The organism is Streptomyces sp. Sge12 (assembly GCF_002080455.1).
Lineage (GTDB): Bacteria > Actinomycetota > Actinomycetes > Streptomycetales > Streptomycetaceae > Streptomyces.
Genome location: NZ_CP020555.1, coordinates 4,872,501 through 4,896,255, shown reverse-complemented (window position 1 = coordinate 4,896,255; position 23,755 = coordinate 4,872,501). Strand labels below are relative to the sequence as shown.

19 protein-coding genes and 2 rRNA genes (1 of these 21 running past the window's edge) are annotated in these 23,755 nt (G+C 70.4%); 8 read left to right on the top strand and 13 right to left on the bottom strand.

Annotated features, from left to right (window positions below; genetic code table 11):
* Positions 1 to 61: 61 nt before the first annotated feature.
* Positions 62 to 736, bottom strand: a complete 675-nt coding sequence (locus B6R96_RS21900; protein ID WP_030388637.1) for an HAD family hydrolase — start codon at positions 734 to 736, stop codon at positions 62 to 64.
* Positions 736 to 1,236 (bottom strand): DUF6912 family protein, encoded by a 501-nt coding sequence (locus tag B6R96_RS21895; RefSeq protein ID WP_081523354.1) that lies wholly within the window; start codon positions 1,234 to 1,236, stop codon positions 736 to 738. The genes B6R96_RS21900 and B6R96_RS21895 overlap by 1 nt, the downstream gene beginning before the upstream one ends.
* A 302-nt stretch (positions 1,237 to 1,538) precedes the next feature.
* On the opposite strand from B6R96_RS21895, the gene B6R96_RS21890 reads away from it, so the two are divergent.
* Positions 1,539 to 1,988: an Rv3235 family protein gene (locus tag B6R96_RS21890; protein ID WP_384512681.1), complete on the top strand. Its 450-nt coding sequence runs from the start codon at positions 1,539 to 1,541 to the stop codon at positions 1,986 to 1,988.
* A gap of 205 nt (positions 1,989 to 2,193) precedes the next feature.
* Here the strand turns inward: B6R96_RS21890 and secA are convergent, their stop codons facing one another.
* The gene (gene secA / locus B6R96_RS21885) at positions 2,194 to 4,992 is read right to left on the bottom strand and encodes a preprotein translocase subunit SecA (protein WP_081523353.1); all 2,799 of its coding nucleotides are present in this window, start codon (positions 4,990 to 4,992) and stop codon (positions 2,194 to 2,196) included.
* 240 nt (positions 4,993 to 5,232) lie between these two features.
* Here secA and B6R96_RS21880 point away from each other — a divergent pair, with 240 nt between their 5' ends.
* Both B6R96_RS21880 and B6R96_RS21875 read left to right on the top strand, forming a co-directional pair.
* Positions 5,233 to 5,814 carry a GNAT family N-acetyltransferase gene (locus B6R96_RS21880; protein ID WP_081523352.1) on the top strand — a complete coding sequence of 194 codons (582 nt, stop codon included), beginning with the start codon at positions 5,233 to 5,235 and terminating at the stop codon, positions 5,812 to 5,814.
* A 21-nt stretch (positions 5,815 to 5,835) separates the two neighbouring features.
* Positions 5,836 to 7,020, top strand: coding sequence for a winged helix-turn-helix domain-containing protein (locus tag B6R96_RS21875; protein WP_081523351.1), 1,185 nt, complete (start codon positions 5,836 to 5,838; stop codon positions 7,018 to 7,020).
* Here the strand turns inward: B6R96_RS21875 and B6R96_RS21870 are convergent.
* The 6 genes from B6R96_RS21870 to mtrA form a co-directional block, all read right to left on the bottom strand.
* On the bottom strand, positions 7,017 to 7,760 hold the full coding sequence (locus B6R96_RS21870; protein WP_030388631.1) for a response regulator: 744 nt from the start codon (positions 7,758 to 7,760) through the stop codon (positions 7,017 to 7,019). The genes B6R96_RS21875 and B6R96_RS21870 overlap by 4 nt on opposite strands.
* Positions 7,761 to 7,971: 211 nt before the next feature.
* Positions 7,972 to 8,667, bottom strand: a complete 696-nt coding sequence (gene hpf, locus B6R96_RS21865; protein WP_030388630.1) for a ribosome hibernation-promoting factor, HPF/YfiA family — start codon at positions 8,665 to 8,667, stop codon at positions 7,972 to 7,974.
* A gap of 326 nt (positions 8,668 to 8,993) precedes the next feature.
* The gene (locus B6R96_RS21860) at positions 8,994 to 9,728 is read right to left on the bottom strand and encodes a ComF family protein (RefSeq protein ID WP_081523350.1); all 735 of its coding nucleotides are present in this window, start codon (positions 9,726 to 9,728) and stop codon (positions 8,994 to 8,996) included.
* A 94-nt stretch (positions 9,729 to 9,822) separates the two neighbouring features.
* Positions 9,823 to 11,703 (bottom strand): LpqB family beta-propeller domain-containing protein, encoded by a 1,881-nt coding sequence (locus tag B6R96_RS21855; RefSeq protein WP_081523349.1) that lies wholly within the window; start codon positions 11,701 to 11,703, stop codon positions 9,823 to 9,825.
* Entirely contained in the window at positions 11,693 to 13,687 is a 1,995-nt protein-coding gene (mtrB, locus tag B6R96_RS21850; RefSeq protein WP_037861030.1) for an MtrAB system histidine kinase MtrB, read from the bottom strand. The genes B6R96_RS21855 and mtrB overlap by 11 nt, the downstream gene beginning before the upstream one ends.
* 1 nt (position 13,688) lies before the next feature.
* Positions 13,689 to 14,378 carry a two-component system response regulator MtrA gene (gene mtrA / locus B6R96_RS21845; RefSeq protein ID WP_189973359.1) on the bottom strand — a complete coding sequence of 230 codons (690 nt, stop codon included), beginning with the start codon at positions 14,376 to 14,378 and terminating at the stop codon, positions 13,689 to 13,691.
* A 303-nt stretch (positions 14,379 to 14,681) separates the two neighbouring features.
* Between mtrA and B6R96_RS21840 the strand changes: the two genes are divergently transcribed.
* Genes B6R96_RS21840 through B6R96_RS21820 form a run of 5 tightly spaced genes read left to right on the top strand, consistent with a single transcriptional unit; the run spans position 14,682 to position 20,223 of the window.
* Positions 14,682 to 15,962: a hypothetical protein gene (locus B6R96_RS21840; RefSeq protein ID WP_081523348.1), complete on the top strand. Its 1,281-nt coding sequence runs from the start codon at positions 14,682 to 14,684 to the stop codon at positions 15,960 to 15,962.
* Between the two features lie 7 nt (positions 15,963 to 15,969).
* A complete protein-coding gene (locus B6R96_RS21835) occupies positions 15,970 to 16,650 on the top strand; it encodes a DUF4129 domain-containing protein (RefSeq protein ID WP_107475563.1) in 681 nt (226 codons plus the stop codon).
* Entirely contained in the window at positions 16,647 to 17,930 is a 1,284-nt protein-coding gene (locus tag B6R96_RS21830; protein WP_081523347.1) for a DUF4350 domain-containing protein, read from the top strand. Before B6R96_RS21835 ends, B6R96_RS21830 begins: the two co-directional genes overlap by 4 nt.
* Positions 17,927 to 18,913, top strand: coding sequence for an AAA family ATPase (locus B6R96_RS21825; RefSeq protein WP_030388623.1), 987 nt, complete (start codon positions 17,927 to 17,929; stop codon positions 18,911 to 18,913). The genes B6R96_RS21830 and B6R96_RS21825 overlap by 4 nt, the downstream gene beginning before the upstream one ends.
* Positions 18,913 to 20,223 carry a DUF58 domain-containing protein gene (locus B6R96_RS21820; RefSeq protein WP_081523346.1) on the top strand — a complete coding sequence of 437 codons (1,311 nt, stop codon included), beginning with the start codon at positions 18,913 to 18,915 and terminating at the stop codon, positions 20,221 to 20,223. The genes B6R96_RS21825 and B6R96_RS21820 overlap by 1 nt, the downstream gene beginning before the upstream one ends.
* A gap of 11 nt (positions 20,224 to 20,234) precedes the next feature.
* On the opposite strand, the gene B6R96_RS21815 is transcribed toward B6R96_RS21820, so the two are convergent.
* From B6R96_RS21815 to B6R96_RS21800, 4 genes are all read right to left on the bottom strand, one after another.
* Entirely contained in the window at positions 20,235 to 20,558 is a 324-nt protein-coding gene (locus tag B6R96_RS21815; protein ID WP_237291483.1) for a hypothetical protein, read from the bottom strand.
* Entirely contained in the window at positions 20,546 to 20,881 is a 336-nt protein-coding gene (locus B6R96_RS21810) for a hypothetical protein (RefSeq protein WP_237291482.1), read from the bottom strand. Before B6R96_RS21810 ends, B6R96_RS21815 begins: the two co-directional genes overlap by 13 nt.
* Before the next feature lie 101 nt (positions 20,882 to 20,982).
* A 5S ribosomal RNA gene (gene rrf / locus B6R96_RS21805) occupies positions 20,983 to 21,099 on the bottom strand.
* Between the two features lie 76 nt (positions 21,100 to 21,175).
* Positions 21,176 to 23,755 (bottom strand): 23S ribosomal RNA (locus B6R96_RS21800) (it continues 543 nt past the right edge of the window).

Sequence of the window (23,755 nt, the reverse complement as noted above, 5' to 3'; positions counted from 1 at the left end):
GGAACTTTGACACTCTGGCCAGCGACGTGACCGGCCGTCCGTGCAGCGGCCCGTCCCGTCGCTATCCGGCCAGCTCGCGAGCTGTGAGGACGGCCTCTGCCAGGCTGTCCACGACCGGCACACCGGCCGATTCCAGACTGCTGCGGCTGTGCGAACCGCCCGTGTAGAGGACCGCCCGGGCACCGACGTGGGCGGCGGCGAGCGCGTCGTCCACGGCGTCTCCGATGAGGACCGTACGATCCGCCGTCACGCCCGTCCCGTCGAGGGCGGCCAGGTGGCGTACGAGGTGTCCCGCCTTGGAGGTGTGGGAGGGGCCGGTCCGCCCGTCGACGCGCAGGAAGTGCTGGTCGATGCCGTGGGAGCGGACCAGGGGCACGAGCTTGTCGTGGGGCGCGAGGGACAGCAGGGACTGGGTGAGCCCGCCCAGCTGCCAGTCCCGGAGCAGCTCGCGGGCGCCCTCGGCCAGCCCGGCGCCCTCGGCGGCGGCCCAGTAGTGGCGGTGGAAGGTGTCGTCCATGACGAGCCACTCCTCCTCGGTGGGCAGCCGCCCCATGAGGCGCTCGTAGAACTTCGGCACCGGTACGACGTACAGGTCGCGGTAGGTCTCCAGGGTGATCGGCTCGAATCCGAGCTCGGCGAAGGAGGCGTTGGTCGCGGCCATGACGGCGTCGATGTCGTGCAGGAGCGTGCCGTTCCAGTCCCAGACGATGTGGTTCGCGTGCGAGGTCACCGGCATCACTTCAGCAGCCCCGGAATCTCCTGCACCCCGAACCACAGCAGCTCGTGGTCCTCGGCACCGTCCACGGTGAACTGCGCGTCCGCGTCACCGCCGTCGGCGGCGGGCAGGGCCGCCGCGGCGGCGGCCACGTCCTCGTCGGCGTCGTCGGCGTCCACGTGCACGGCGGCGGCCACGGCGAGCCGCACGGCGGCGGCGAGGGTCACCTGGCCGAGCGTGGCCTCGTCGAGCCCGGGGGTGGCCGTGGCGGCCTTGTCGTCGACGTCGAGGGCGACCACGACGCGTCGGCGCGGGGCGCTCGCGTCCGCGGCGACCAGGCGCAGGGAGGCGAGCGCGGCCCGGTTCAGCGCCGCGTACTCCAGCTCCTCGATGTCGTCCGACACGTACCACTCGCGCAGACCGGGGGTGACGGCGTACGCCCGCAGCGGGGCGGGGCCCAGCTCACCCGCCTTGTGCACCTCGGCGAGCCCGGGGAGGGTCAGGGGGACGTACACGCGCATGGCCGGCTGCTTTCGGTAGTCGGAAACGCCCCCAGGATACGACTCGGACGGAGCCGGCCGGGTGATGGACTCCGTCCCCCTTCGGGGCGCCGCGGCGGGCGCCGCGCCCGTCCACCCGGGTCCTCGTACGGGCGGCCCACGGGGCCGCGGACGGGGCGCCGGCCACCCTGATAGGGGAACCGGGCGGGCTGCCCGCGGGGCGGCGGAAGTGGTTGCGGAGCGTGTTCGGCGGCCGTAGAAGATCCCCATCAAGTTACCGCCCGGTATGGCTCCGGGCCCGGCCTGTTCGGGGGCAGATCGCGATGGACACCACGATGCGCGGCACGATGACCGGCAACGACGGCAGCCGCCGACGGCCCGCGGGGCGCACCCGGACCCGCCCCGCGGGCCGCCGCGACGCGCGACGCCCCGCAGGCCCCCCGCGCACCTTGCGGCTGGGCCCGCACCACTGGTTCGCCGAACACCTCCTCGCGGTGGTCAGCGGGCTGCGCCCGGTCCACTCGCTCCTCGGCCACACCGTCGGCCCGGCCTACCAGCAGCTGATCACCCTGGCCCCCACGGAACCCCTCCGCGACCGCCTGCGCCCGGTCGTCCGCCAGTGCGGCCGCTTCACTCCCGGCCCGGGAGTCATCGAGGCCTTCGCCCGCATCGCCACGGGCGACCGCCTGTCGGCGATGGCCTTCCGCCTCGAACAGGGCCCGGACCTCCGCTGGCGCTGCGCAGCAGTAGAAATCCAGGGCCCCCGCCCCTGACCCGCCCCACCGGCGCTTGAGGCACCCTCCCAGCCCCGCCGCCCACCCAGCCCCGCCGGCGTTTGAGGCGCGGGGTCCGGGGCGGAGCCCCGGCAACGGCGCCGCACCGGCACGGCACGGCACGGCACACAACACGGCCGGGGCCGGACACCCACAGGTGCCCGGCCCCGGCCGACAGCTCGCTCACGCCCACCCGGGCAGCGGGTTACTTCTTCCGGCGACGCCCACCGGCAGCCTTCTGCGCCTTGCGGCGCTCCGCCCGCGTCATCCCGTCGCCCTCACCACCGGCGGAGTCGCTGTCGAAGTCGCCCTCGATGACACCGCCCTCGCCGTCCACGGTCGGCGCCGAGAAGTGCAGCCGGTCCGGCCGCTGCGGAGCGTCCAGCCCCTTCGCCCGGATCTCCGGACGCGCGCCCACCGGCTCCTTGGTCAGGGACGGCGCCGCGTCCTGCACCGGAAGCTCCTCGACCTGCTGCTCGACCTGGACCTCCAGGTTGAACAGGTAGCCGACGGACTCCTCCTTGATGCCTTCCTGCATGGCGTTGAACATGTCGAAGCCCTCGCGCTGGTACTCGACCAGCGGGTCCTTCTGGGCCATGGCCCGCAGGCCGATGCCCTCCTGCAGGTAGTCCATCTCGTACAGGTGCTCACGCCACTTGCGGTCGAGCACCGACAGGACCACGCGCCGCTCCAGCTCACGCATGATCTCGGAGCCGAGCGTCTTCTCGCGCGCCGCGTACTGCTCGTGGATGTCGTCCTTGATGGACTCCGCGATGAACTCGGCGGTGATGCCGGCGCGGTCGCCCGCGGCCTCCTCCAGCTCCTCGATGGTGACCTTCACCGGGTAGAGCTGCCGGAAGGCGTTCCACAGCCGCTCCAGGTCCCACTCCTCGGCGAAGCCCTCGACCGTCTCGGCCGCGATGTACGCGTCGATGGTGTCGTCCATCATGAAGCGGACCTGCTCCTGGAGGTCCTCGCCCTCCAGGACGCGGCGGCGCTCGCCGTAGATGACCTCGCGCTGGCTGTTGAGGACCTCGTCGTACTTCAGGACGTTCTTGCGCGTCTCGAAGTTCTGGGTCTCCACCTGCGACTGGGCCGACGCGATCGCGCGCGTCACCATCTTGTTCTCGATCGGCACGTCGTCCGGGACGTTCGCCATCGCCATGACGCGCTCGACCATCTGCGCCTTGAACAGGCGCATCAGGTCGTCGCCCAGCGACAGGTAGAAGCGGGACTCGCCCGGGTCGCCCTGTCGGCCGGAGCGGCCGCGCAGCTGGTTGTCGATACGGCGCGACTCGTGGCGCTCGGTGCCCAGCACGTACAGCCCGCCGAGGTCCTTGACCTCCTCGAACTCCGCCTTCACCGCGGCCTCGGCCCGGGTCAGCGCCGAGGGGAGGGCGTGCGCCCACTCCTCGATGTGCTCCTCCGGGTCCAGACCCTGCTGGCGCAGCTCGGCCTCGGCGAGGTCGTCCGGGTTGCCGCCGAGCTTGATGTCGGTACCGCGGCCGGCCATGTTCGTGGCGACGGTGACCGCGCCCCGGCGGCCGGCCTGGGCGACGATCGTCGCCTCACGGTCGTGCTGCTTGGCGTTGAGCACCTCGTGCGGGATGCCGCGCTTGGAGAGCTGCTGGGAGAGGTACTCGGACTTCTCGACCGACGTCGTACCGACGAGGATCGGCTGGCCCTTCTCGTGCTTCTCCGCGATGTCGTCGACGACGGCGGCGAACTTCGCGACCTCGGTCCGGTAGATCAGGTCCGGCTGGTCCTTGCGGACCATGTCGCGGTTGGTCGGGATCGGGACGACACCGAGCTTGTAGATCTGGTGGAACTCGGCGGCCTCGGTCATGGCCGTACCGGTCATGCCCGACAGCTTCGAGTAGAGGCGGAAGAAGTTCTGCAGGGTGATCGTGGCGAGGGTCTGGTTCTCGTCCTTGATGTCCACCCCTTCCTTCGCCTCGATGGCCTGGTGCATGCCCTCGTTGTAGCGGCGGCCGGCGAGGATACGGCCGGTGTGCTCGTCGACGATCATGACTTCGCCGTCGATGACGACGTAGTCCTTGTCGTTCTTGAAGAGCTCCTTGGCCTTGATCGCGTTGTTGAGGTAACCGACGAGCGGGGTGTTCACCGACTCGTAGAGGTTCTCGATGCCGAGCCAGTCCTCGACCTTGGCGACGCCGGACTCGTGGATGGCGACGGTGCGCTTCTTCTCGTCGACCTCGTAGTCGCCGGTCTCCTCGATGCCCTTCAGCGGCTGGCCGGCCTCGCCCTTGGTCAGGCGGGTCACCAGCTTCGCGAAGTCGCCGTACCACTTCGTGGCCTGGTCGGCCGGGCCGGAGATGATCAGCGGGGTACGGGCCTCGTCGACCAGGATGGAGTCGACCTCGTCGACCACGGCGAAGTTGTGGCCGCGCTGGACGAGCTCGTCCTGGGACCACGCCATGTTGTCGCGCAGGTAGTCGAAGCCGAACTCGTTGTTCGTGCCGTAGGTGATGTCGCAGTTGTACTGCTCGCGGCGCTGGGCGGGCGACATGTTCGCCAGGATGCAGCCGACCTCGAGGCCGAGGAACTTGTGCACCCGGCCCATCAGCTCGGAGTCGCGCTCCGCGAGGTAGTCGTTCACCGTGATCAGGTGGACGCCCTTGCCGGACAGCGCGTTCAGGTACGCGGGGAGCGTGCCGACGAGGGTCTTGCCCTCACCGGTCTTCATCTCGGCCACGTACCCGAGGTGCAGCGCCGCGCCACCCATGATCTGGACGTCGTAGTGCCGCTGGCCGAGGACGCGCTTCGCCGCCTCGCGTACGGTCGCGAAGGCCTCGGGCAGCAGGTCGTCCAGGCTCTCGCCGTCCTGGAAACGCTGCTTGTACTCGTCCGTGAGCGCTCGCAACTCGGCGTCGGAGAGGTTGACGAAGTCCTCTTCGATGGAGTTGACCTGGTCCGCGATGCGGTGCAGTTTGCGCAGGATCTTGCCTTCGCCTGCACGCATGAGCTTGTTGAAGACGGACACCGAGGTTTGTCTCCTTGCCGGTCGGGCCTGGGCACTGTACGTACACGGGCACGGCAGGTGGGCCCCACCGCAACGGCCATCGTAAGCGAGGACGCGGCCGCGTCGGGAGGTCCGCCGTTCCCGTGAGGGCACGGGTGCCCGGATTGAGAACGTACGGGGGACACCGAAGGTGCCGCATCGCCCGGAGGGATTACCGAAAATTGTTCGCCCCGGGCATCCGGGCGGCAGCAGAATTCGTTCATGGAGCCCACCACACTCAGCACGGACCGGCTGGTATTGCGGCCTTTCGTCCCCTCCGACGAGGACGAGGTGTACGCCGCCGCGCAGGACCCCGACATCCAGCGCTGGACGTTGGTCCCCTCCCCCTATACGCGCGAGGACGCGCACGCCTTCGTGAACGGGATCGCGCCGACCGGCTGGCGCGAGGGCACCGCCTTCCCCTTCGCCGTGCGCCTGGGCGCCGAGGGCCCCCTGGTCGCGTCCGTCGGCATGCACGTCCACGGTGCGGAGAGCTATGAGGTCGGGTACTGGGCGGTCAAGGAGCACCGCGGCCGGGGATACGTGGCCGAGGCGGTCCTGGCCGTAGCCCGCTGGGCCTTCACCGAGCGGGGCGTCGTACGGCTGGAATGGCGTGCCGAGGTGGGCAACGCGGGCTCCCGCGCCGTCGCCGAGAAGGCCGGCTTCCGGATCGAGGGCCTCCTGCGGGCCGGCATCGAGCAGCGCGGCACCTCCCGCGACTGCTGGGTCGGCTCCCTGCTCCCCTCGGACCTCGGCCTGCCCTCGCGACTGCCGTACCTGCCCGCTGTCAGTGGCACGTCCTAGTCTTCGAGGATGACTACGGGCATGACCACGGGCACCGCCTCCCTCTCACTGTCCGCCGACGAGGCCCGCCGCATCGCCCTGCGCGCGCAGGGCTTCATCGGCGCGCCCGACCGCCGCGGCGGGGTCCGGGGGGTCCTGCGCCACCTGGGCGCCGTGCAGCTGGACACCATCTCGGTCCTGGCCCGCTCGCACGAGCTGATCCCGTACGCGCGCCTGGGCGCGGTGGGCCGGGAGGCCGTGGAGCGGGCGTACTGGTCGGACCGGCACGCCTTCGAGTACTGGTCGCACGCGGCCTGCATCCTGCCGATCGAGGAATGGCCGCATTTCGCCTTCCGCCGCCGGGCCCGCCGGGCGCGCGGCCACCGCTGGCACATCCTTGAGGACAAGGAGCGCTCGACGCGGGCGGTGCTGGACCGGCTGCGGTCGGAGGGCCCGCTCACCTCCACCGAGCTGGGCGGCGCCAAGAACGGCGGCGAGTGGTTCGAGTGGTCCGAGACCAAGATCGCGGTGGAGTGGCTCCTCGACACCGGCGAGGTGGTGTGCAGCGAACGCCGCGGCTGGAAGCGGGTCTACGACCTGCCCGAGCGCGCCGTCCCCGACGCGCTGCTCCATGACGACCTGGACGACCGCGAGTGCCTGCGGCGTCTGGTCGCCCTGGCCGGCCGGTCGCTGGGGGTCGGCACCCGCGCCGACATCGCGGACTACCACCGCCTCAAGGGCGAGGAGTTCGATGCGGTGGTCGCGGACTCCGGGCTGGTCCCGGTCGAGGTGGAGGGCTGGGCCAAGCCCGCGTGGGCGGACCCGGCGGCGCTCGCGGAGGTCCCCCGGGGCCGCCACCGCACGACGCTGCTCTCGCCCTTCGACTCGCTGGTCTGGGACCGTCCCCGGACGGAACGGATCTTCGGTTTCACGCACCGCCTGGAGGCGTACGTCCCCAAGCCGAAGCGGATACACGGGTACTTCGCGATGCCGCTGCTGGCGGGCGGCCGGCTCCAGGGCCGCGTCGACCCGGCGCGCGAGGGCCGCACGCTGGTGGCCCGGCAGCTCTCCCTGACCTCCCCGAAGGCCGCGGCCCCGATGGCGCAGGCCCTGCGGGAGGCGGCGCAGTGGGTGGGCTGCGAGGACGTACGCGTCGAGCGCGCGGGCTCGCCCGCGGAAGCGGCGGCGGTCACTGCGGAACTGGCCGCGCTGCAGCCGGTGTTCTAGCGGATTTCGAGGATCTTTTCCCGCATCGCGTAGACCACGGCCTCCATCCTGGAGTGCAGCTGGAGCTTCTCCAGGATGTTGCGGACGTGGTTCTTCACGGTGTTCTCGGAAATGAACAACTCCTTCGCGATATCGCGGTTGTTCATACCGGTGGCCACCAGTTTCAGGACCTCCAGTTCGCGGTCCGTCAGTCTCGGGGCGGGCACCAGCCGCCGCTCGTCGGTCCGCTGGATCATCGACTTGAACTCGGTGAGCAGTTTCGACGCCATCGACGGGCTGATCTGGGACTGGCCGTCCGCCACCGCCCGGATCGCCGTCGCCACCTCGTCCGTGGAGATCTCCTTCAGGAGGTACCCGGTGGCACCCGCCTTGATCGCATCGTAGAGGTCCGCCTCCTCGTCGCTGATCGTCAGCATGATGATCTTCGCGGAGGGGGCCACCTCCTTGATCGAGGTGCATGCCTCGATCCCGCCGCGCCGCGGCATCCGCACGTCCATCAGCACGATGTCCGGCAGCAGGTCGGCCGCCTTGTCCACGGCCTCCGCCCCGTCCCCCGCCTCGCCGACGACCTGGATGTCCTCCTCCTGGGCGAGGACGATCTCCAGTCCCCGCCGGAAGAGCGCGTGGTCGTCCACCACGAGCACCCGGATCGGTTCCCCGGCGGGCTCCGCCGACGGGTCCGTCCCGCGGCAGTCCGTGACGCCGTCGTCCCCGCGCACCGGCCCGAAGCTGTCCGCCATCGTTCCTCCCCCTGCATGTGCTCAGCTGCTGGGCCAACCGGACACAGACCGCAGCCGGTTGACTGCACGCCATGATTCCATGCCCGCACCACGGCGCGGGGGCCACAAGTGAGCCACCTGGCGCATACCCGTCGCATCGCCGTCATGCAGGTGCCCCCGCACGGGCGCCTGAGCGCCTGCGCGGGGGCACCGAAAGGGTTGTGCCGGCCCCTCAGCCGCCGAGCGCGCCGCCGGCGCCGCCCCGCGGCTCCTCCGAGCTGGAGGCACCGTCGGGGTTCACGTGGATGACGCCGTAGTCATAGGCGTGACGGCGGTAGACAACACTGGGCAGCTTCGTCTCGGAGTCGACGAACAGATAGAAGTCGTGGCCGACCAGTTCCATCTCGTACAGGGCCTGGTCGAGCGACATGGGCGCGGCCGAGTGCGTCTTCTCGCGGACGATGAGCGGGCCTTCGCCCTGCACCTCGATGGATCCGATCCGCGTGATCGGCACCCCGTCCGTCTTCTCCTCGGAAACCACCTGGCCGCTGCCGTTCAGCGAGGCCACGCCCGGCACCACGTCGGCGACCTCCGCCGCCGGGATGCGGCCGCTGCCACGGCGGGTGTAGCGCTTGTCGTGCTGCTTGCGCAGCCGGGCCTCGAGCTTGTCCTGAGCCAGGTCGAGCGCCGCATACGCGTCGGCGGCGGCGGCCTCGGCACGGATCACCGGGCCCCGCGAACGCAGGGTGATCTCCACGCGGTCGGAACGGTCGGCCTGACGCGGGTTGTGCTCCTTGGACACCTCGACGTCCAAGCTGATCACCTTGGCGTCGAGCTTCTGGATCCGCTCCGGATTCAGCTTCTCGGCCACGTGCTTGCGGAACCGCTCGGGCACCTCGGTCTTGCGGCCCTTGACGACGATGTCCACGCAGAACTCCGTTCCCGGATAGCTCCGCCCGACGGGGCGAAGCGTCTCCCTTTCGCACCAGACTCCGGTGAAGGCCGGAGCCTCGGACTTGGCGACTTTCACCTCCTCCTCCCCCATCGGCAAGATCAACACCCCACCGACTTCGGAGTCGAGAGACAGCCTCCTGAGTTCCTTACAACCGAACATATCCCTCTATGGCGGTTGTCGGCACCCGCTGCCGGAATGTACTTCCGACGAAGTGGCTGTTCCCTCGTACTACCTGCAACGATGGGCCTTCCCCGCCAGTTCCAAATCTATTCACAAGATTCTTCTTCTGTGCGAGTTGCTCAAACATGTGGCGCCCGTCCGACGCGTCTGAAGGAGTCCGCCGGCGCGGCCACCACCGCCGCCCTCAGCACCGCCCCCGGACCCTCGGCCGGCCCCTCGGCACGCACCGCGCGGGCCGCCTCCGCCAGCGTCGCCCCGGTGGTGATCAGGTCGTCCACCAGCACGATCCGGGCCCCGTCCATGAGCCGCCGCCCGCCGCGGCGCACCGCCAGCGCCCCCGCGAGGTTCTCCCGGCGCTGCCGCGCACCCAGGCCCGCCTGGTCCGCCACCGCCCGCCGCAGCCCCAGTACGGGAGCCACGCGCGCGGGAACACCGGCCCGCCGCAGCCGCCCCGCGGCCGCCAGCGCGATCCTGCGCGCCGGGTCGTGCCCGCGCGCCCGTACCTGCCGCCGGGCCGACGGGACCGGCACCAGGGCCACCTCGCCCGTACCACCGGGGCCGCCCGTACCGCCCGCCAGGACGGCCGCCGCCAGGGCGGCGCCGAGCACCCCGGCCAGCGGCAGCGCCCCGCGTTCCTTGTGCGCCAGCAGGAGGCCCCGTACGCCCCCCTCGTAGACCGCGGCGGCCCATACGGCCGGCAGGCCCACCGGCCGCGGGGACGGCCGCACCGGGCCCGCCCCGGCCCCGCCCAGCGCCTCCCGGCACCCGGCGCACACCAGGACCCGCACCGCTCCGCAGCCGGCGCAGTCCACCGGCAGGACCAGCCCGGCGAGCTCCTGCCACCACCTCCGCATGGCTCCACCCTGACGGGCCGGACCGCGGCCCGCCACCCCTGTGGACAGCCGAGGCCGCACGTCAGCCCGGCCGGACGTCAGCCCGGCCCGGCCGTCAGCCCGGGTACACCGGAGACCGGCCGCCCGCCCCCGCCGCCACCGTGCGCCACTGGGCACCCGGCGGCAGCCACACGATGCCGTCCTCCGAGTACGCGACCACCGGCTTCGGCTTCGCCTCGTCCTCCGTGGCCGCCACCGCGACCTCGGACAGCCCGGTGGCCCCCGGCAGGCTCGCCGCGACCATCGAACCGTCGGCCAGCATGTAGCGGGCCTGCTGGACACCGCCGTTCTCCCGGCCGACCACCAGCAGCCGCCCGCGCGGCGCCCAGCTCATCGTCGTCACGTCCACCATCTGCGGGGCCGCCTCGCGCAGCTCCCGCACCGACACCGCCGAGGAGTCGCCCTTGCCGTCGGGCCGCTCGATCCGTCCGACGTACAGGCTCTTGCGGCTGCCCCGCTCCACGAGCAGTGCGATCCGCACCCCGTCGGGGGACGCCTTCAGCGAGGTGATCTTCCCGCCGTCGAGCCCGGCCACCTGCACCTTCTCCGGGGTCCCGGCCCCGCCCGGTACCCGCCACAGCGCGAGGTTCTGCGGATCGCGGTCCGCGACCCACAGGTCGCCCGCCGCGTCCCAGCTCGGCGCGGTCAGCATCGCCGCCTTGCCGCCCCTGCCGATCGGCATCGGCTGCGGCATCGGACCGCCGCCGACCAGCGGAACGACGGTCAGCCCGTGCCCGTCCTCGGAGACCACGGCCGCGCGCCGCTCGTCGTAGGTCACGGCCGCCGAACTGACCTTGAAGGCGGGCGGCGTGGTCAGCGGCCCCGGCACCGGTTCGGGCCTGACCTGCTGGTCCTCGCTGCTGGTGTCCAGCTTCATCCGGACCAGGCGCTTCTCGCTGTCGACGAAGTACTGGAACTCGGGGATCTTGGGCCGGCCCGCGATCGAGGCCGCGCTCACCTCGGTCACCGAGCACAGCGAGGACGACTTGTCGTCCGCGCGCAGCAGTTCGACCTGGTCGAGCCGAGCACCCGTCAGCTCCTTCACCGTGTACAGGAGTTGGGTCGCCATCTTCTTGCACTGCGGCTGCGCGACATTGTCGGCCTTGTCGTTCAGCGGCACCCGCAGCGTGTTCTGGCCGTCGTAGGACAGGGACTTGGTGCCCGGACGCAGTTCGGTGCCCGTGGGGAAGCTGGTCTCGACGACGGGGCCGAGCCATCGGGAGGGCCCCGCGAGCAGCGACTGCACGGTCTGCGTGGTCGGGTCCATCCGCGAATCCGGGTCGGTGCGCTGGCGCACGTAGACGGGATCGGCGACGAGCGTGCCGGCCGCGAAGTAGTACTTGTTGACCGGCATGTAGATGCGCTGGAAGTCCGACTCGCTGAGCACGAGGCCACTGGGCGGCTTGGAGATCCGCCACTGCTTCTCGTCGTCCTGGACGAGCTGGAGGAACTCCTCGTACTGCGCGTCGCCGGTCTCCGGCTGGTACGCGCTGCGCTCGTCCACGGTCGCCAGCTTCTTGCCGGTCACCTTCCAGCTGGGCCCCTCGGGATCCTTCTCGCCCCGCGTCGGCACGCGGTTCAGCCCGGAGGAGAGCACCGTGACCGCGGAGCCGGGCCGCCAGCTCTTCGCGGCCTCCTCGGTGAGGTACTTGCGGGCGGTCTCCAGCTGCGGGTCGTCGCTGGTCATCGCCTCCAGGAAGCCGTCGACGATCTCCGCCGGGCTGGCCTTGTCGGCGGGCGGCACACCGAAGACCCGCACCTGCGAGTCGACGCCCTGCGAGGCCTGCACCGGGCGGATCTCCCCGTGGTCGGGCATCGACGCGCAGCCGGCCAGCAGCAGCCCGGCCGCGCCGAAGGCGTACGCCCGTACGGTGCGCAGCCGCGAGCGCCGCACCCGCGCACGCCCGGCCCGCGCGTCCAAGGGCTCAGCGTCCATCGGCTCGGTCCTCCTGTTGTGCCTGGTCGGCGGGGCGGGCCACGACCCGGGCCCCGTTCCCCGGCAGGGCCGTCGGGTCGGCGGGCACCGGCATCGCCCCGGCGACGGCCGAGCGCGGCGGTATCGGCGAGCGGTCGCCGCCGTCGGGGGGCGTACGGCCCGCGGCGCTGCCCGCGGCCTGCGCCTCGGCGACGGCCCTGGCCCGGTTGGCCCGGGAGTCCTCGGGCTCCAGCGGGATGGGCGAGCCCCGCAGCGGCTCGTCGGCCGTGCGCGGCAGCGTCAGCCGGAACTGCGAGCCGCCGCCCGGCTCGCCCCAGGCCTGCAGCCAGCCGCCGTGCAGCCGGGCGTCCTCGACGGCGATGGACAGGCCGAGGCCGGTCCCGCCGGTCGTGCGCGCCCGCGCCGGGTCGGCCCGCCAGAAGCGGTTGAACACGCGGGTGGCCTCGCCGGGCTTCAGCCCGACGCCGTAGTCCCGTACGGCGACGGCGACGGCGCCGCCCGCGGACGCCAGCCGGACCACCACGTCACGGCCCTCGCCGTGCTCGACGGCGTTGACGACGAGGTTGCGCAGCACCCGCTCCACGCGGCGCGCGTCGGCCTCGGCGATGACGGGCTGGGTGTCGCCCAGGACCCGGATCCGGGTGCCCTTGTGCTCGGCGAGCGGCTCGGCGCCGTCGATGACCCGGCGCACGACGTCGCGCAGGTCGATGGGCTCGGCCTCCAGGGCCGCCGCGCCGGCGTCGAAGCGGCTGATCTCCAGCAGGTCGGCGAGGAGCGACTCGAACCGGTCGAGCTGACCGGCGAGCAGCTCGGCGGAGCGTGCCGTGATCGGGTCGAAGTCGACCCGTGCGTCGTGGATGACGTCGGCGGCCATCCGCACGGTCGTCAGCGGGGTGCGCAGCTCGTGCGAGACGTCCGAGACGAACCGGCGCTGCATCCGGGACAGCTCCTCCAGCTGCTGGATCTTGTTCTGGAGGTTCTGCGCCATCTTGTTGAAGGCCTCGCCCAGCCGTGCGATGTCGTCCTCGCCGGTGACCTTCATCCGCTCCTGGAGCCGCCCGGCCGAGAGCCGCTCGGCGATCCCGGCGGCCATCCGTACCGGGGTCACCACCTGGCGCACCACGAGCCAGGCGATGCCGCAGAGCAGGACGACGACGAACATGCCCGCGGTCACGATGGTGACCTTGATCAGGTTGAGGGACTCCTCCTCCTGCGTGAGCGGGAAGAGGTAGTACAGGTCGTACGGGTCGCCGTTGATGTCCGAGAGCCGCTTGCCGATGACGAGCGCCGGCTCGGGCTGCTTCTTCCCGTCCCCGCTCGTGTAGCGGATCTCGGAGAAGGTCTGGAAGGCACCGGTGGCGTGGTTGACGGCCCGGCGCAGCCCCAGCGGGACGCTGGCGGTCGGGTCCACGTTGCCGGAGGCCCGGGCGCCCTTGACGCCCTGCACGCCGGGCAGCGTCTGCTCGCCGGTGCCCGCGCCCAGCGCGACGACCTCGAAGGCGGTCTGGCCGCCACTGGCCAACTGCTTGACCAGGGAGTTCATCCAGGTACTGGCGTCCCGGCCGACCTTGTTGTCGGTGGCGTCGGGCCCGTCGACCGTGGCCGGGGCATTGGCCTTCTCCTGGGCCACCGCGAAGCCGCCCGCGGCCTGGCTCTGCGCCGCCTCCTCCTTGGCGTCGAGGAGGCCCTTGCTGACCTGGGCGATGACGACGAAACCGAGGGCGAGGACCACGGCGAGCGAGATCAGCAGGGTGGCCGCGACCACCCGCAGCTGGATGTTGCGCCGCCACAACCGGACAGCAGGAAGCAGCGGCCGGCGCGCCAGCCGTACGAAGAGCCGCAGGACGCGGTTGCCGGGTGCGCCGCCGCGGAAGAGCCGGCCGAAGCGCAGCCTCCACGGGCGGGCGCCGCCCGGACCCCGGCCGGACGCGCCCGACGCGCCGGACAGGGCGGACGTGCCGGACGCGGGCGTGCCGGACTGCACGTCAGCTGGGTCCGGCCTTGTAGCCGACACCGCGCACCGTCACGACGATCTCGGGGCGCTCCGGGTCCTTCTCGACCTTGGAGCGCAGACGCTGCACGTGCACGTTGACCAGGCGGGTGTCCGCCGCGTGCCGGTAGCCCCAGACCTGCTCCAGCAGCACCTCACGGGTGAACACCTGCCAGGGCTTGCGCGCCAGGGCGACCAGCAGGTCGAACTCCAGCGGGGTCAGCGCGATGGAAGCGCCGTCCCGCTTGACCGAGTGCCCGGCCACGTCGATGACCAGGTCACCGATGGCCAGCTGCTCGGGCGCGGGCTCCTCCGACCGGCGCAGGCGGGCCCGGATACGGGCCACCAGCTCCTTCGGCTTGAACGGCTTGACGATGTAGTCGTCGGCCCCGGACTCCAGGCCCACGACCACGTCCACCGTGTCGCTCTTGGCGGTGAGCATGACGATCGGTACGCCGGACTCGGCCCGGATGAGCCTGCACACCTCTATGCCGTCCCTTCCGGGCAGCATGAGGTCCAGCAGCACCAGGTCGGGCTTCGCCTCCCGGAAGGCAGCCAGCGCCTTGTCACCGTCCGCTACGAACGACGGCTCAAAACCTTCTCCACGCAGCACAATGCCGAGCATCTCGGCCAGCGCGGTGTCGTCGTCGACGACAAGGACTCGTCCCTTCATGCTTGACATCATCCCATTAGCTAATCGTTACCCGGCGGTGAGCTGTCCCACAGCCAAAAAGGCTGGAAATCGACCCTCGGACCTGCGTGGAGATCCGCTCCACCAGTCTGCCCCTGATCGGGTCGACAATTGAAGGTACGGGCTGCCGGAGACCCCGGGGACCGCCCGGAGCCCTCCGACCGGTCACGACAGGCCCCGAACCGCCCGCCACGGCGCCGATCAGCCGCCCACCCCCTACTCCGTTCGGGCCCCCCACGTGGCACGATGGCAGCGACCAGCGCCCCCGCCGCAGCAGGCGCACGTGAAGGAGCGACGATGAACGACTCTCCGGGCTGGGCTACGCCCGGATCCACTCCGTCCGACGGCGAGCGGCCGGGGACCGACGGCGGCGCGCAGCAGCCCTCCACACCGCCCGCACAGCCGGAGCAGCCCGCACAGCCGGAGCAGCCCGCGCAGCCCGCCGGCGACCCGAAGTGGTCCGCCGAGCAGCCCCCGCCCGGGCAGTGGTCGAGCCCGGGCCAGTCGCCCGAGGCCCCGCCGGCACAGCCGCAGCCCACCGCGGGCTGGGGACAGCAGCCCGCAGGCCCCTACGGAGGCCAGTACGGGCCCCAGTACGGCTACCCGGGCGGCCCCGGCCAGTGGGGCCCGCCCCCGGCCGCCAAGCCCGGAGTGATCCCGCTGCGGCCCCTGGGCCTCGGCGAGATCCTCGACGGCGCGGTCGCCACCATGCGCACCCACTGGCGCTCGGTCCTGCCGATCACCCTCGTCGTGGCCACGCTCGTCCAGGTGATCAGCGTGATCCTGCAGAAGTTCATGCTGGACGACCTCACCGTCTCCACCTCGGAGGACGTCAGCACCGAGGAGATGATCGACACCCTGGGCAGCACCCTCGCGACGTCGGCGGTGGTCCAGTTCATCCAGGTCCTCGGGACGATCGTGGTCACCGCCATGCTCACCATGGTCTTCAGCCGCGCCGTCCTCGGCCAGCACTCCTCGGTCTCCGACGCCTGGCGCGAGTCCCGCCCCCAGCTGTTGCGCCTGATAGGGCTCACCCTGCTGCTGGCCTTCGGCGCGATCCTGCTCGGCGCCGTACTGATCCTGCCCGGCATCCTCGCCGACAGCATCGGCCTCGGCATCGTCGGCTTCCTCGTCTGGCTGCCGCTGCTGATCTGGCTGGGCGTCAGGTTCAGCCTGGCCTCGCCCGCCCTGATGCTGGAGAAGAGCACCGTCCTCAAGGCCTTCGCGCGCTCCTCGAAGCTCGTCAAGGACACCTGGTGGCGCATCTTCGGCATCACGCTGCTCACCGGCGTCCTGGCCTTCTTCATCTCGATGATGATCGTCGCGCCGTTCCAGTTCATCGGCATCATCGTCTTCGGCGGCGGCCTCGAATCCATGGAAGCCGGCAGCGACATGGGCAACTGGGGCATGCTCATCCTCCCCGCGATCGGCCTGATCATCGCCCAGACCATCGTCATGCCGTTCCAGTCCGGCGTCACCGTCCTCCTCTACGTCGACCAGCGCATCCGCCGCGAGGGACTCGACCTGGAACTCGCCCGGGCCGCCGGCCTCGAGAACTACGGCACGACCGGAGGCTGACGCACCGATGATGAGTACGGGGGGCCTCATCACCCGCGCCACGGCGCTCCTGCCGGGCGACGGGACGCCACCGGTGACGACACCGCGCGACCCCGCCCGGGAGGCGGCCGAACGCGAACTGTCCAAGCCGATGTACCACGAGAACGACCCGAGCCTGATGGACCGCGCGCTGCGCAAGTTCTTCGGCTGGCTCGACGACATGCTCGGCGCCGCCTCCGGGGCGACCCCCGGAGGCGGCTTCGGCCTCCTCGTGATCCTGCTCCTCGTGCTCCTGGCCGGCGGCGCCCTGTGGTGGCGCCTCGGCACCCCCGGCCGGATCTCCACCGGCCCCGGCGTCCTCTTCGACGACGGCGTCCGCAGCGCGGCGGACCACCGCACGGCTGCCGAGGCCCACGCCACCGCCGGCCGCTGGACCGAGGCCGTCCAGGAACGCATGCGCGCCGTCGTCCGCTCCCTGGAGGAGCGCACCCTGCTCGACCCGCGCCCCGGCCGCACCGCCGACGAGGCCGCCGCCGAAGCGGCCGCCTCCCTCCCCGGACACGCCGCGGACCTGCGCGCAGCCGCCCGTACCTTCGACGACGTCACCTACGGCGGCCGCACCGCCGACGCCGACACGTACGCCCGCATGCGCGCCCTCGACCTCGCCCTGGACCGCGCAAAGCCGCTGCTGACGGGACCCACCGCATGACCGGCCCGACCGATCCGGCCCCGCCGGCGCTCGACACACGCCCGTCCGGGGGCAGCGCCCCCGGCCACGACAGCGCCGACGCCCCGGCACCCGCAGCCGCGCCCGCGCCCGCCGGTCTCGGGCCGCGCACCCGCCGCCTGCGCCGGATCCGCCGCACCCTCGCCGTCGTGGCCGTCCTCGCCACCGGCGTCATCGCCACGGCCGTACTGAGCTCCGGTACCCGTCACGGGTACCTCGACCCCCGCGCCGCCGACCCCTTCGGCAGCCGCGCCGTCGCCGAGCTCCTCAAGGAGCGCGGGGTCACCACCCGCGTCGTCACCACGGCCCGCGAGGCCGCCGACGCCGCCGGCCCCCGCACCACCCTCCTGGTCACCGACCCCGACCGGCTCGGCCCCGGCCAGCGCGACGTCATCCGCTCGGCCATCGACCTCTCCGGCGGCCGCACCGTCCTGCTCGCCCCCAGCAGCCACAGCCTTCCCGACCTGTCCCCCGGCGTGCACACCGAGGGCCACGCCGACACCGACCACCCCGACCCCGGCTGCACCCTGCCCGCCGCGGCCTCGGCCGGCCGCGCGGACACCGGCGGCGGCCACCGCTACACCACCGCCCTCCCCGGGGCCGTCCGCTGCTACCCCAGCGACGGCCACCCCACCCTCCTCGTCCTCCCCACCGGCCCCTCCGGCGGCGACACCGTCCTCCTCGGCTCCGAGACGATCCTCCTCAACGAGAGCCTCGCCGACGAGGGCAACGCCTCCCTCGCCCTCCAACTCCTCGGCTCCCGCCCGGACCTCGTCTGGTACCTGCCGTCCCTCGCGGACTCCGAATCCACCGAGACCGGCGACGAGGACAAGAGCCTCCTCGAACTCGTCCCGTCCGGCTGGTCGTGGGCCCTGCTCCAACTCCTCGTCGCCGCCGTGCTCGCCGCCCTCTGGCGCGCCCGCCGGCTCGGCCCCCTCGTCACCGAGCAGCTCCCCGTCGCCATCCGCGCCTCCGAGGCCACCGAGGGACGCGCCCGCCTCTACCGCAAGGCCGACGCCCGCGACCGCGCCGCCACCGTGCTGCGCGCCGCCTCCCGCGAACGCCTGGCCGCACTGGTCGGCGTACCGCACTCCCAGGCCCACGACCCCGTGGCGCTGGTCCCGGCCGTCTCCGCCCGCCTCGCCGGCGAGCCCCGGGACGTGACCGCCCTCCTCTTCGGCACCATCCCCTCCGACGACGCGGCACTCGTCGCGCTCGCCGACCACCTCGACGCCCTCGAAAGAGAGGTCCGTACGTCATGACGTACCCGGCCACCGAGTCCACGGCTGTGACCGCGGACAGCGCCCGCGCTTCCCTCGAAGCGCTCCGCACCGAGATCGGCAAGGCCGTGGTCGGTCAGGACTCCGCCGTCACCGGCCTCGTCGTCGCGCTCCTGTGCCGCGGCCACGTGCTCCTCGAAGGCGTCCCCGGTGTCGCCAAGACCCTCCTCGTACGGGCCCTGGCCGCATCCCTGGAACTCGACACCAAGCGCGTCCAGTTCACCCCCGACCTGATGCCGAGCGACGTCACCGGCTCGCTCGTCTACGACGCCCGCACCGCCGAGTTCTCCTTCCAGGACGGCCCGGTCTTCACCAACCTCCTCCTCGCGGACGAGATCAACCGGACCCCGCCCAAGACCCAGTCCTCGCTCCTCGAAGCGATGGAGGAGCGCCAGGTCACCGTCGACGGCACCCCCCGGAAGCTGCCCGACCCGTTCCTCGTCGCCGCCACCATGAACCCGGTCGAGTACGAGGGCACGTACCCCCTCCCGGAAGCCCAGCTGGACCGCTTCCTCCTCAAGCTCACCGTCCCCCTCCCCTCCCGCGAGGACGAGATCGGGGTCCTGACCCGCCACGCCGCCGGCTTCAACCCCCGCGACCTGCACGCCGCCGGCATCCGCCCGGTCGCCGGCCCGGCCCAGCTCGAAGCCGCCCGCCAGGCCGTCGCGAAGGTCTCCGTCTCCCCCGAGATCGCCGGCTACGTCGTCGACATCTGCCGCGCCACCCGCGAATCGCCGTCCCTCACCCTCGGCGTCTCGCCCCGCGGCGCGACCGCCCTGCTGGCCACGGCCCGCGCCTGGGCCTGGCTCACCGGCCGCGACTACGTCACCCCCGACGACGTGAAGGCGCTCTCCCTGCCGACCCTGCGCCACCGCGTCCAGCTGCGCCCGGAAGCGGAGATGGAGGGAGTCACCGCCGACGCCGTCATCACGGCGATCCTCTCCCACGTCCCCGTCCCGCGCTGATGGCCCTCACCGGACGCGCCGCCCTGCTGGCGGCCCTCGGCAGCATCCCGGTCGGCCTCCTCGAACCGAGCTGGACCGGGATGCTCGCGGTCAACGGCCCGATCGCCCTGGCCTGCGCGGTCGACTGCGCCCTGGCCGCGCCGGTGCGCGGCCTCCTGCTGGCCCGCTCCGGCGACACTTCGGTCCGCCTCGGCGAACCGGCCGACGTCCACCTCACCGTCACCAACACCGGCCGCCGCACACTCCGCGCCCGCGTCCGCGACGCGTGGCCCCCGAGCAGCTGGCTCCCGGGCACGGAAGCCGCCGCATCGCGCCACGAGGTGGTCGTCCCGGCGGGCGAACGCCGCCGCCTGACCACCCGGTTGCTCCCCACCCGCCGCGGCGACCGCCGCGCCGACCGCGTCACGATCCGCTCGTACGGCCCGCTGGGCCTGTGGGCCCGCCAGGGCTCCCAGGTGGTCCCCTGGACGGTCCGCGTCCTGCCGCCCTTCACCAGCCGCAAGCACCTGCCGTCCCGGCTGGCCCGCCTGCGCGAACTGGACGGCCGAACCAGCGTCCTGACCCGCGGCGAGGGCACCGAGTTCGACAGCCTCCGCGACTACGTCCCCGGCGACGACACCCGCTCCATCGACTGGCGCGCCACGGCCCGCCAGAACAAGGTGGCCGTCCGCACCTGGCGTCCCGAACGCGACCGCCACATCCTGATCTGCCTCGACACCGGCCGCACCTCGGCGGGCCGCGTCGGTGACGCCCCGCGCCTGGACTCCGCGATGGACGCGGCCCTGCTCCTGGCCGCACTGGCCACCCGCGCCGGCGACCGCGTGGACCTCTTGGCCCACGACCGCCGCCCCCGCGCCCAGGTCCAGGGCCGCTCGGCGGCCGACACCCTGCCGTCGTTCGTCAACGCGATGGCCCCGCTGGAGCCGGAACTGGTCGAGACGGACGCCCGAACCCTGGTCTCCACCGTCCTCCGCAGCGCCCCGCGCCGGTCCCTGGTGGTCCTCCTGACGAGCCTGGACGCGGCCCCGATCGAAGAGGGCCTGCTCCCGCTGCTCCCCCGCCTCACGCAGCGCCACACGGTTCTGCTGGCCTCGGTCGCCGACCCGCACGTCGCGGAGATGACGAAGTCCCGGGGCAGCGTGGACGCGGTCTACGAAGCCGCGGCCGGCACCCAGGCCCAGTCCCAGCGCCGCCGCACCGCCGACCAGCTCTCCCGCCACGGCGTCCACGTGGTCGACGCCACCCCGGACACCCTGGCCCCGGCCCTGGCGGACGCCTACCTCGCCCTGAAGGCCGCCGGCCGCCTCTGAGGGGCGAAGGCTCAGCGGTTCAGATCGAAGACGCCCACTCCCTGCCCCTCATAGGACTTCGGCTCGACCGTGGCAACCAGTGCCTGCGAACCCCACTCGGGAAGGTGACGTGCGGCATGGACGGCGGCTGCGACAGCGGCCGGCACTCCGTCGCGGCACATCTGTGCCACAGCCAGGACTGCCGGATGGTCGAGGTCGAGCATGTGGATCACGTCGAGCTGACCGATGTGCTCGGCGATCCCCGCGAGAACCACGTCGGCCTCGAGGACCGACAGGACCGGCACCCACAACCGCGTCTCCGCATCGAGATGGGCATGGTGAATCAGCGCGGACACCTGCCGATTCCCGGACAGCGCAAGCAAGGACGGCGTGTCCAGGACGAGGTGGTGCTGGATCGCGCGGCCGCGTCCTCCTGCCGCGCGAAGGCCTCACGGAGCTTTCGGCCCATGGCCGCACTCTCCTCATCGGTCACGTCCACCCCGAAGTGCTCGGCCATATAGGCCCGGGCTCGCTCCGCCCGCTCCCGCCGCTCCTCTGCGGTCAGCGTCGTCTCGGCAAACTCCTGCACCAGAGACCGGATGGACGTCCCGCGGGACTCAGCGATGACGGCCAGGCGGTCTCTCCGTTCGGCCGGCACACGGATCATGGCATCAGACATGCTCCGTGTATACGCCCACGTAAACATCACTGTGGGGTAAACGCAGAAAAGCCCCGCACCGAACCCTGAAAGGGCTGGTGCGGGGCTTTCCCACAATGATTGTTCGGCGGCGTCCTACTCTCCCACAGGGTCCCCCCTGCAGTACCATCGGCGCTGAAAGGCTTAGCTTCCGGGTTCGGAATGTAACCGGGCGTTTCCCTAACGCTATGACCACCGAAACACTATGAAATTTGAACGCTGGCATTGACACAGCTGTTCGTTATTTCAGAACTAACACAGTGGACGCGAGCAACTGAGGACAAGCCCTCGGCCTATTAGTACCAGTCAGCTTCACCCGTTACCGGGCTTCCACATCTGGCCTATCAACCCAGTCGTCTACTGGGAGCCTTACCCTCTCAAGGAGGTGGGAATACTCATCTTGAAGCAGGCTTCCCGCTTAGATGCTTTCAGCGGTTATCCCTCCCGAACGTAGCCAACCAGCCGTGCCCTTGGCAGGACAACTGGCACACCAGAGGTTCGTCCGTCCCGGTCCTCTCGTACTAGGGACAGCCCTTCTCAATATTCCTACGCGCACAGCGGATAGGGACCGAACTGTCTCACGACGTTCTAAACCCAGCTCGCGTACCGCTTTAATGGGCGAACAGCCCAACCCTTGGGACCGACTCCAGCCCCAGGATGCGACGAGCCGACATCGAGGTGCCAAACCATCCCGTCGATATGGACTCTTGGGGAAGATCAGCCTGTTATCCCCGGGGTACCTTTTATCCGTTGAGCGACGGCGCTTCCACAAGCCACCGCCGGATCACTAGTCCCGACTTTCGTCCCTGCTCGACCCGTCGGTCTCACAGTCAAGCTCCCTTGTGCACTTACACTCAACACCTGATTGCCAACCAGGCTGAGGGAACCTTTGGGCGCCTCCGTTACCCTTTGGGAGGCAACCGCCCCAGTTAAACTACCCATCAGACACTGTCCCTGATCCGGATCACGGACCGAGGTTAGACATCCAGCACGACCAGAGTGGTATTTCAACGGCGACTCCACAACCACTGGCGTGGCTGCTTCAAAGTCTCCCACCTATCCTACACAAGCCGAACCGAACACCAATATCAAACTGTAGTAAAGGTCCCGGGGTCTTTCCGTCCTGCTGCGCGAAACGAGCATCTTTACTCGTAGTGCAATTTCACCGGGCCTATGGTTGAGACAGTCGAGAAGTCGTTACGCCATTCGTGCAGGTCGGAACTTACCCGACAAGGAATTTCGCTACCTTAGGATGGTTATAGTTACCACCGCCGTTTACTGGCGCTTAAGTTCTCAGCTTCGCAACCCCGAAAGGTCACTAACCGGTCCCCTTAACGTTCCAGCACCGGGCAGGCGTCAGTCCGTATACATCGCCTTACGGCTTCGCACGGACCTGTGTTTTTAGTAAACAGTCGCTTCTCGCTGGTCTCTGCGGCCACCCCCAGCTCACGGAGTAAATCCGATCACCAGTGATGGCCCCCCTTCTCCCGAAGTTACGGGGGCATTTTGCCGAGTTCCTTAACCATAGTTCACCCGAACGCCTCGGTATTCTCTACCTGACCACCTGAGTCGGTTTAGGGTACGGGCCGCCATGAAACTCGCTAGAGGCTTTTCTCGACAGCATAGGATCATCCACTTCACCACAATCGGCTCGGCATCAGGTCTCAGCCTTAATGAGGGACGGATTTGCCTACCCCTCGGCCTACACCCTTACCCCGGGACTACCACCGCCCGGGCTGGACTACCTTCCTGCGTCACCCCATCGCTTACCTACTACAAGTCTGGTTCGTCGGCTCCACCACTTTCCTTTCCCCGAAGGGTCCGGAACGGCTTCACGGACTTAGCATCGCCTGATTCGATATTGGGCGTTTCAAAGCGGGTACCGGAATATCAACCGGTTGTCCATCGACTACGCCTGTCGGCCTCGCCTTAGGTCCCGACTTACCCTGGGCAGATCAGCTTGACCCAGGAACCCTTAGTCAATCGGCGCACACGTTTCTCACGTGTGTATCGCTACTCATGCCTGCATTCTCACTCGTGAACCGTCCACAACTAGCTTCCGCTGCTGCTTCACCCGGCACACGACGCTCCCCTACCCATCACAGCGGGCGTTGGCCCTATTGCTGCAATGACACGACTTCGGCGGTACGCTTGAGCCCCGCTACATTGTCGGCGCGGAATCACTTGACCAGTGAGCTATTACGCACTCTTTCAAGGGTGGCTGCTTCTAAGCCAACCTCCTGGTTGTCTCTGCGACTCCACATCCTTTCCCACTTAGCGTACGCTTAGGGGCCTTAGTCGATGCTCTGGGCTGTTTCCCTCTCGACCATGGAGCTTATCCCCCACAGTCTCACTGCCGTGCTCTCACTTACCGGCATTCGGAGTTTGGCTAAGGTCAGTAACCCGGTAGGGCCCATCGCCTATCCAGTGCTCTACCTCCGGCAAGAAACACACGACGCTGCACCTAAATGCATTTCGGGGAGAACCAGCTATCACGGAGTTTGATTGGCCTTTCACCCCTAACCACAGGTCATCCCCCAGGTTTTCAACCCTGGTGGGTTCGGTCCTCCACGAAGTCTTACCTCCGCTTCAACCTGCCCATGGCTAGATCACTCCGCTTCGGGTCTAGAGCGTGCAACTCAATCGCCCTATTCGGACTCGCTTTCGCTACGGCTTCCCCACACGGGTTAACCTCGCTACACACCGCTAACTCGCAGGCTCATTCTTCAAAAGGCACGCAGTCACGACCGTTGTTCCGAAGAACAACGGCGACGCTCCCACGGCTTGTAGGCACACGGTTTCAGGTACTATTTCACTCCGCTCCCGCGGTACTTTTCACCATTCCCTCACGGTACT

What these genes read in the sequence shown, in the direction of transcription:
- B6R96_RS21900 (WP_030388637.1), bottom strand. Translation starts at nt 736, where the DNA reads ATGCCGGTGACCTCGCACGCGAACCACATCGTCTGGGACTGGAACGGC.
- B6R96_RS21895 (WP_081523354.1), bottom strand. Translation starts at nt 1,236, where the DNA reads ATGCGCGTGTACGTCCCCCTGACCCTCCCCGGGCTCGCCGAGGTGCAC.
- B6R96_RS21890 (WP_384512681.1), top strand. Translation starts at nt 1,539, where the DNA reads ATGGACACCACGATGCGCGGCACGATGACCGGCAACGACGGCAGCCGC.
- B6R96_RS21880 (WP_081523352.1), top strand. Translation starts at nt 5,233, where the DNA reads ATGGAGCCCACCACACTCAGCACGGACCGGCTGGTATTGCGGCCTTTC.
- B6R96_RS21875 (WP_081523351.1), top strand. Translation starts at nt 5,836, where the DNA reads ATGACCACGGGCACCGCCTCCCTCTCACTGTCCGCCGACGAGGCCCGC.
- B6R96_RS21870 (WP_030388631.1), bottom strand. Translation starts at nt 7,760, where the DNA reads ATGGCGGACAGCTTCGGGCCGGTGCGCGGGGACGACGGCGTCACGGAC.
- B6R96_RS21860 (WP_081523350.1), bottom strand. Translation starts at nt 9,728, where the DNA reads ATGCGGAGGTGGTGGCAGGAGCTCGCCGGGCTGGTCCTGCCGGTGGAC.
- B6R96_RS21855 (WP_081523349.1), bottom strand. Translation starts at nt 11,703, where the DNA reads ATGGACGCTGAGCCCTTGGACGCGCGGGCCGGGCGTGCGCGGGTGCGG.
- mtrA (WP_189973359.1), bottom strand. Translation starts at nt 14,378, where the DNA reads ATGATGTCAAGCATGAAGGGACGAGTCCTTGTCGTCGACGACGACACC.
- B6R96_RS21840 (WP_081523348.1), top strand. Translation starts at nt 14,682, where the DNA reads ATGAACGACTCTCCGGGCTGGGCTACGCCCGGATCCACTCCGTCCGAC.
- B6R96_RS21835 (WP_107475563.1), top strand. Translation starts at nt 15,970, where the DNA reads ATGATGAGTACGGGGGGCCTCATCACCCGCGCCACGGCGCTCCTGCCG.
- B6R96_RS21830 (WP_081523347.1), top strand. Translation starts at nt 16,647, where the DNA reads ATGACCGGCCCGACCGATCCGGCCCCGCCGGCGCTCGACACACGCCCG.
- B6R96_RS21825 (WP_030388623.1), top strand. Translation starts at nt 17,927, where the DNA reads ATGACGTACCCGGCCACCGAGTCCACGGCTGTGACCGCGGACAGCGCC.
- B6R96_RS21820 (WP_081523346.1), top strand. Translation starts at nt 18,913, where the DNA reads ATGGCCCTCACCGGACGCGCCGCCCTGCTGGCGGCCCTCGGCAGCATC.
- B6R96_RS21810 (WP_237291482.1), bottom strand. Translation starts at nt 20,881, where the DNA reads ATGTCTGATGCCATGATCCGTGTGCCGGCCGAACGGAGAGACCGCCTG.